Here is a 7647-nt window from a genome sequence, read left to right on the forward strand (position 1 = left end):
AATAATGCATCCATACCCTGATAAGCGATTTGACGGTATGACTCGAGGTAGGAGCCGGATGCGTTAGTAGCGCACGTCCGGATCTGTGCGGGGGGTGGCAGGTGACTGCCATTCCTACCGCGACCGAAATTATTATCTGAAATCGGGTGTAACTTTAAGGTTGTGTGTGTCTATAATGTTAAATGTCAATTAATGGACTATTGTTGATAAGCTAAGATGTGGCTTTTCTAAACTAGAAGGAACCTTTATGGTAGAGCAAGAATATGATTACCCGGATTCGTACAATCTAATTTCAGTGACAGATCCTTCAAGTAAAATTAAGTATGCAAGCCCTCACTTTAATGAAGTGGCGGGATATAAAGAAGGGGAGTTGATAGGTGAGTATCATAATGTAGTACGTCATCGTGATATGCCTAAAGCCGCCTTTAAAGACCTTTGGAGCCATATTCAGTCAGGAAGTAACTGGATGGGTATGGTGAAAAATCAACGAAAAGGTGGTGGCTATTATTGGGTTGATGCTTTTGCTTCCCCTTTAAAAGAAGATAATGAGATTGTTGAATACCAGTCTGTTCGGTTTAAGCCAAAAAGAGAATATGTTGCACGAGCAGAAAAAGTGTATGGGAGTTTAAGTAAAGGAAAAACTCCATTTAAGCTTATGCTACCCAAAACCAGGTTGTGGCAGCGTCAAACCTTCATCTCAATATTGTTAATAGGGATGGCTTATGCACTTCACCATAATCAACTTTTAACGGTACTGCAAAGTTTCGCTTTAATATTTTTAGGGAGTTTAATATCAATTTATATTTTGACGCGTAGGTTGGAAGCAATTTGCAAAATGTCGAGAGAGGAATTTAACAACCCTCTGATGGAGCATATTTATTTTGGTAAGACAGATGACCTTTCCGAAATTGCTTTGGGAATGAAGGTGCGGAAGCAATATTCCAAGGCGTTATTAGGTAGAATTCGAATTTCGGTGAGCGATTCATGTGACATGACCTTAAAGCAAGCGAATAAAACAGCTGAGTCCAATGCAACAGTGTCTGAAAATCTTGAAAGCCAGAAAACAGAAATTGATATGGCAGCCACTGCTGTCAATGAAATGCAGGCAGCCTCTAGTGAAATCTCTCAAAATGCGCAAGCAACATTAGATTCAACGTTTAGTACTCAACAAGAGCTTTTGTCTTGTCAGAACGAGCTAAACCAAGTCGAAGAAAACTTTGTCGAACTTACTAGTGAATTAGACAACATATCGCAAATATCACAGTCCGTCGAGCTGGAAACACAGCAAATAAGCTCTGTTATCGAGATGATAAACTCGATTGCAGATCAGACTAACTTGTTGGCATTGAATGCCGCAATAGAAGCTGCACGAGCTGGCGAATCTGGAAGAGGGTTCTCGGTAGTTGCTGATGAAGTGAGGGTTCTAGCTCAAAAAACGCAAGAAGCTACGACAGAAATTCAAGCGGCTATTGAAAAGTTGTGTGTGGGAAGTAGTCAGTCTGTCAATGCAGTTAATAACGGTACTGAAAAGGCGAACCGTACTCAAACTACGATTCAGTCAACCTTAGAAAGCCTCACATCATTGAGTGAAAAAGTTCAGGGGGTGGTTGATAGGAATAATCAAATAGCCGTCGCGATTGAAGAGCAGGTTAATGTTTCAGAAGAGATTAATCAGAATATTCTTTCGATCCATAGTAAAGCTGCAGCCTCTCATGAGCTAATGGAAGAAAGTAAAAAGCAGTATGAGCAAAGTGTTAAGAGCTTGAATGATTTAAGAAAAGGAGTAGCTCGGTTCTAACCTTCACAGAGCAAGACTCTTCAGGGCGTGTTGATCTTTGCTGTACGTATTTTGGTCAGCAGTACATCAGCAACCACATTAACATAAATGCCAGCATGGTATCGCTGGCATAATTTCTCTCTAGCTTGCCATATCTAATTGAAATAGCTCGATAATGTTTAATTCTTGCAAGCGCATTTTCAATCAAGTGTCGGTATTTATATAAGCCCCAGTCCATGCTTGCTTTGTCTACATTCTGACCATGATTACGTTTGGCAATCACAGGTACTCCACCACGTTCCTTAAGAAAAGTACAGAAAGGTTCGCTGCCATATCCTTTATCACAAACGATGGTTATGCGGGGCTACCATGCTGCCTGTAAAAAATACCGTCTTACTCTGTTGGCTTGCAGTTATTGAAGTACTGATAGCGTGGACGCCCCCTTCTAAGAAGGCGGATGTTTTTTTATAAGCACGTGTCTTCCGCTTAGCTTTTTGTCCATACTGGTTTGATATCTCTTACCCAGCGCTCTTGCTTTATGAGACCAACTACGTGTTTCTCTTGAGGAGCGAACAGTAACACCGAGTGAGCTTGCATCCCTCTAGAGGACTTTGCTGAGGTTGTATGTCCCATCTCATCTCTAACGGTCTGATGAGTAAACTCTAGAGAAGTCGTATCCTCTAAGGTGAGCGGGCAGGAATAGGAGCTTGCAGCTTTGGCCGTAGCCTTAAATCCAGCCTCAGCAATAGCTTGTGCGCCAATGGCGTAGTTCCGACTAAAGCGGTAAGCTGCTTCAATATCTGCAGCAGACTCTAGAGATTGTACAATTGATTGACCTATATGATTGGCAAGGGATGCCTTTATTTTAACGAGTTGCTTGGTTCGTCTTAGGTCGCCCAACTCTGCGTCCGAAAATGTCTCTGTAGCCCATTGTTCTGCATTGACTGAAAACATCATATCTATCCTCAACTGTTTATTTATAGTTGAGATCGGAAATATGCAAAAAGATTCAAAAAAATCCTGCGATTTTCATCGCAGGATTTGTGTATGAAAGACAGCTTGTCAGTGGGGAGGTTTTTGCTAACACTACAAAGTTTAAATAAATCAATATGTTAGTAACCATTTTTCGATATAATCCAGTAACGGTACAAAAGCTGGGTTTGACCAATCGTTATCGGACGAATTACCAATACCCACCTCTCCAAGATCAGAAAATCCATCCTCCAACTCATCAGGAACCTCATTTAAAGCAGGGTTAATCACATACTCATACAAAGAGCCAATTAGTGCTCCTGCATTTAAATTGACTTCAGTGTGTATCGGGTCAAGAATGCCTCGAGTTCCATCGCCGTCTTCATCGGGACAAGTCCCTTCATTTAAATAGCCATTCCCATAATTACATTCATTGTAATTCACAGATGTAGACTGACTTATCAACAAAAATTCATCATATGCAGCTGACAGTTCACTGCCAGCATTATGATTTTCATTACCATCAACATAATAATCAAATAACTGAATCATTTTTTGATACGACGTTAACCGAGTTGTTTCATCTCCATTCGATGTATAAACCAACTCAACGCCATCGATCACATTTACTCCAGCATCTTGTATGTCTTCAGCAAGTGACAGTACCAACTTATCATCATTCGTATCGGTCACTTCCCCTTCAGGGGCATCCTCAATCACACCAATAAGTAAAGTTTTTTGACTAAATAGCAGCTTAGCCCCATCACTTACATTGATAAGGAAGCTTCTAACTTGAGTCTCCACTCTTTGTTGTTGTTCTATCGATGTACTGTTGAAAGCAACAACATAAACACCTTTATTAAAGTTACAATTATGAACATCGCTATATGTGCAGTCAGGCATTGTGGTGTAGATACTAACGTTATCAATTTGAGAGCCAGGTGAACTAGATGAACCGTCTTCTTCACACCCACCTAAAGAAACCAAGAGAAATATTAAACTTACAATCCTAAACATAAAAATCCTTTAAAGTTATATAGATGATGAAGAAATAATACACTCAAAAGCACTATCTAGAGATAAAAAAATAAGAGATAAGACCAGGACCATTAATGTTTTCTGTTACAGCGCTCCGTCAATTGATCCGCCCCGGTATTTTTGGAGGCAGGCTTAAGTGAGTACTCTCACAAACGAGGTGAACAACCCCCGTGTTCACCAATAAGTAGCCTTATATTGGGTCATCAATATCAAAAGGTACTATCTTTACTTTTGCGTTCGGTTTAACTAGCAAGTGGCCCAAACACTTGCATTACCGCAAGGTAATCCTGTAGCTCGAAATTAATACGATACCAACTTCCGGTTACACCAATTACCAAATCAGTCCACTTTATTGCACTTGTTGGCACTGAAAGAGACAAACGTAAGGAAGTTTTATAGTGAGATGACGAGCAACGGTCGAGTCGTGAATACGAAGGGCTTGAGAAATCCTCGTCTGACTTCAACCTTCAGACGCAAGTAAAACCGCTTTGATGCGGTCACGCACTCGACCATCACGAGTTGAATTGTGCATTTGTTGAAGTTTCTGTTGAGGAGTCAGTGTTATTTTCATGGTGCGTAGCATGATCCTGATGTAATCGAAGATCAAACATCTTCAATGATCACGGGTATAGACTTAGTTTGCATAGCATCTTTTTTTCGATTGTCCCCTCTTTAATGTACTGCAGTGGCAGATCTGATTGATGTTTGCTACATTTTAAATGCTTATAGTAAATGGAAAGGTATGATTTATGAAGGTAAATGTGCAAACGCATCACGTCTCGGTTAATGGTGATTCACGTAAAGACATCGAAGATAAGTTCAAGAAAATATCTAGCCACTTTCCTACACTGATCAGCTGTGACATTATTATCACAAAAGAGCACAATCAGCACCAAGTCGAAGTGTTTACTAACTATGAAGGGGGTCGTGTAACAGCTAAATCAATAGATAGCGTTATGTATCCAGCCATTATATCGGCGCTTAAGAAGCTTGAAGCTGGTTTAAGTAATCGTAAAGGAATGTTAAAAGCTGATTTACATGAAAAACCTACAAGCACGAAACCTGAGATAGCTTCCGACATTATCCAAGAGATGAAATTGGTCTAATTCCCTAGAGCCTACGAGTCAAAGCGATAATGTTTAACTTTGACTCGTAGGTCTTCGCCCGACCAGAGGGCGGTGAGCTGTCACAGACAAGCTATTGACTGGAAGTTAAGGCTTAATGGGTCACTGAATTGAGAAGGCATATGTTCTATGAAAAGTAAAGCGAAAGAAAGGCTAGAGCAAATAGCAGAGAGCTTTGATAAAGATCTGGAAAGTTTTGTTTGTGTGACGATAACGACAGCAGGAATTCCTAAGCAAGACTGTAAATTGGTTGAATGGCACTCGCCGCATGGAAATGTAATTCTTGAATATATTTCAGAAAAAGATGTCTAAACAGTTTTATATCACAGCTTAGGGTAGTGGCTATGTTCCTCAAGGCAGAATCTAAAGGCGAGCTCACGTCAGGAGTAACCACGTCTTTACATCAAGCAAATTCGAATAAATCGTAAAAGATTTTTGCGTCCGGACAGTGCGCACGGACTTCAAGGTCAAACGCCGTATTCATGTCCATCGCGACCGCTTCGATATTGTTGCTATGTTTGCTTATCTATTCGAAGTCGTATGTCTTTTCGGCTACGGGACCTAATCCTATCTAAATGACTTGATGAGCCTTAGCGTCAGCGATGACAGTGGCATATCACACACTTAATGGGAAGAAGAGGCAGTAGTTGTTATATGTAGCTTTTTAGGTGCTTCGTTATGCCAGCATAAAGATTCAACCAAGATAGAGCTTCCGTTTTTGTTTTTAGTTCCCGCTAACCCGCGATGAACCAAAAAAAAGCCACTCGAGGCAAGTGGCTAAACGGTTTAACGTCATAGGAGGTGTCATAGTGATTAAGCTATTTTACATTTTAAGGTTAGACAATATTTTAAAAACTTCAAGTAAACAAAGGGAGTTAAATAATAATGGAGCGATGCTCATTCAAAAATTAGAGGGTTAGGCTTGACACTTGACCCTACTTATTATTGGTAGAAGAGTTAGCGGCTAGTGTATGTTCGAGGGCTCATTTAAATCGTATATTCAACATGTTGTGTTGCTTGTGGGTTTCTGTTAGGTTTAAGTTATTCAAGCGCCAAGGGATGGCAGTGATTTATTCATGGGGGTGAATTTGTCACTTTTTAGTATAAAACTTGAGTAATAGCCAACATATGTTAATTGTGAAGGGATTTTTCACAGAGCCGGCATTGATTCTCGAATCAAGCTGGCTTTTTATTTTCATTCCTACACGACCAACTTCGGTGGATGGTAATTTCTTATTTAAATTAGCCTGGTAGATTTTAGTTAGAGATTGTTCGTTTCAACAGCTTTCATTCTTAGCTCCTGCCGGGCTTTCTTCTTGCTTATAAATGTTGGTATGAATGTATCTTCGAAGTTTCGTTAAGTATCTTCCTTTAGTATTATCAGCCATTCCTGAGCCCTTTTTAGGCTTGTTCTATCGATAATTATATTAATAGCTTACATCATACTTTCTTTTCTCCATTTTATTGCATAATGCAATCAGTCATTGCATTGACGTATTGGGAGTCTTGAACTATTTTTTATTAGTTTTTGGGTACTTAGTGGGGTTGATGATGGATTTAATTCGAATGATATTGTTAGGCTTAATGACTGTTTCGCAACCTAGCCTCGCAGATAAACCATTAAACTTTGGTATTGTCCCACAACAATCGGCCGAAAAGTTAGCTAATCAGTGGATCCCTATCCTTAAGTATATATCAAAAGAAATTGACCAAGAGGTGAGGTTTGCCACCAAAGCATCAATTCCTCTGTTTGAAAAAGAACTATCGAAGGGGGCATATGATATTAGTTATATGAACCCCTACCATTATATTGTATTCAACAAATCTAACGGCTACACCGCAATAGCCAAAGGAAAAGACACAAAAATACAGGGTATTCTTGTTGCGAAAAAAGATAGCGGTATTTCAACGTTACAAGAGTTTGAGGGGAAAAAGTTGGCGTTTCCTTCCCCAGATGCCTTTGCGGCAAGTATTTTAAGTCAAAGTGCCTTGGCAAAAAAAAACATTAATATTGATCCTGTTTATGTGCGTTCACATGACTCTGTTTATCATAATGTTGCTCAAGGGAATTTTGTGGCCGGCGGTGGTATCTATCGAACCTTAAATGCTATGAGAACTGACGTTTCGGACAACTTGATCGTCTTATGGGAGAGCCAAGGCTACACCCCTCATGCTATTGCTGTTGGACCTCATGTTCCTCAAGACGTAGTAGAGCGGATTCAACGAGCAATAGTCACTCTTGACAAGGAGCATCCTGAACTTTTGTTCCCTCTAAAAATTAAAGGGTTTGAGCAAGCAAAGGACAGCGATTGGAATGACGTTAGACAACTCTTTATCGAGGAGTAGCCTGATGACATTTCAAACCAAAACTTTCCTCGGAATTGCTCTAATAGAAACGTTTTTTCTCGCCATTCTGGTGATTTTTGCTACAAGTTTTATTGCAGACTCTAATAGGTCTCTGTTTGAAAGTAAGGCAGAGGCCACGTTAAGCCTGCTAGAGCTCAGTAGTATCGATGCATTACTGACATACGATATAGCACGACTGGAAAGTATTGCTCAGAGCGTAATGAGAGACCCAGATATTTTGTCTTTAAAAATGGAGATATCGGGATTGAAGTGGTCAAGTAAAACTGGCCACAGTTTTATAAGGGAACCAGAACTGTCGTTCTGACTCATTTGGTGTTAATCCACCGTTATATTGATGTGGACGATACTGGTTGTAATAACCAACTAGGT

Annotated in this window: 5 protein-coding genes and 4 pseudogenes; 4 read left to right on the forward strand and 5 right to left on the reverse strand. The window is 40.1% G+C overall.

What is annotated here, in order from left to right; genetic code table 11:
- Positions 1 to 247 precede the first annotated feature (247 nt).
- Entirely contained in the window at positions 248 to 1798 is a 1551-nt protein-coding gene (locus tag H5300_RS24365; RefSeq protein WP_182797121.1) for a PAS domain-containing methyl-accepting chemotaxis protein, read from the forward strand.
- 55 nt (positions 1799 to 1853) lie between these two features.
- Here H5300_RS24365 and H5300_RS24370 read toward each other — a convergent pair.
- The 4 genes and pseudogenes from H5300_RS24370 to H5300_RS24385 all read right to left on the reverse strand — a co-directional run.
- Positions 1854 to 2132, reverse strand: a pseudogene (locus tag H5300_RS24370) (transposase); the annotation flags it as partial.
- Between the two features lie 94 nt (positions 2133 to 2226).
- Positions 2227 to 2731: pseudogene (locus tag H5300_RS24375) on the reverse strand (transposase DNA-binding-containing protein); the annotation flags it as partial.
- A gap of 150 nt (positions 2732 to 2881) precedes the next feature.
- Complete coding sequence (locus H5300_RS24380; protein ID WP_182797122.1) at positions 2882 to 3766, reverse strand: histidine ammonia-lyase; 885 nt, start codon at positions 3764 to 3766, stop codon at positions 2882 to 2884.
- Between the two features lie 418 nt (positions 3767 to 4184).
- Positions 4185 to 4358 (reverse strand): annotated as a pseudogene (locus tag H5300_RS24385) (helix-turn-helix domain-containing protein); the annotation flags it as partial.
- A 178-nt stretch (positions 4359 to 4536) separates the two neighbouring features.
- Here H5300_RS24385 and hpf point away from each other — a divergent pair.
- On the forward strand, positions 4537 to 4893 hold the full coding sequence (gene hpf, locus H5300_RS24390; RefSeq protein ID WP_182797123.1) for a ribosome hibernation-promoting factor, HPF/YfiA family: 357 nt from the start codon (positions 4537 to 4539) through the stop codon (positions 4891 to 4893).
- Positions 4894 to 5040: 147 nt separating this feature from the next.
- Positions 5041 to 5223 carry a hypothetical protein gene (locus H5300_RS24395; protein ID WP_182797124.1) on the forward strand — a complete coding sequence of 61 codons (183 nt, stop codon included), beginning with the start codon at positions 5041 to 5043 and terminating at the stop codon, positions 5221 to 5223.
- 103 nt (positions 5224 to 5326) lie between these two features.
- Here the strand turns inward: H5300_RS24395 and H5300_RS28555 are convergent.
- A pseudogene (locus H5300_RS28555) lies at positions 5327 to 5419 on the reverse strand (transposase); the annotation flags it as partial.
- A gap of 1043 nt (positions 5420 to 6462) precedes the next feature.
- Here H5300_RS28555 and H5300_RS24405 point away from each other — a divergent pair.
- The gene (locus H5300_RS24405) at positions 6463 to 7257 is read left to right on the forward strand and encodes a phosphate/phosphite/phosphonate ABC transporter substrate-binding protein (protein WP_182797125.1); all 795 of its coding nucleotides are present in this window, start codon (positions 6463 to 6465) and stop codon (positions 7255 to 7257) included.
- The last annotated feature ends 390 nt before the right edge of the window (positions 7258 to 7647 follow it).

The sequence above is a fragment of the Vibrio sp. SG41-7 genome (assembly GCF_014164465.1).
Classification (GTDB): domain Bacteria; phylum Pseudomonadota; class Gammaproteobacteria; order Enterobacterales; family Vibrionaceae; genus Vibrio; species Vibrio splendidus.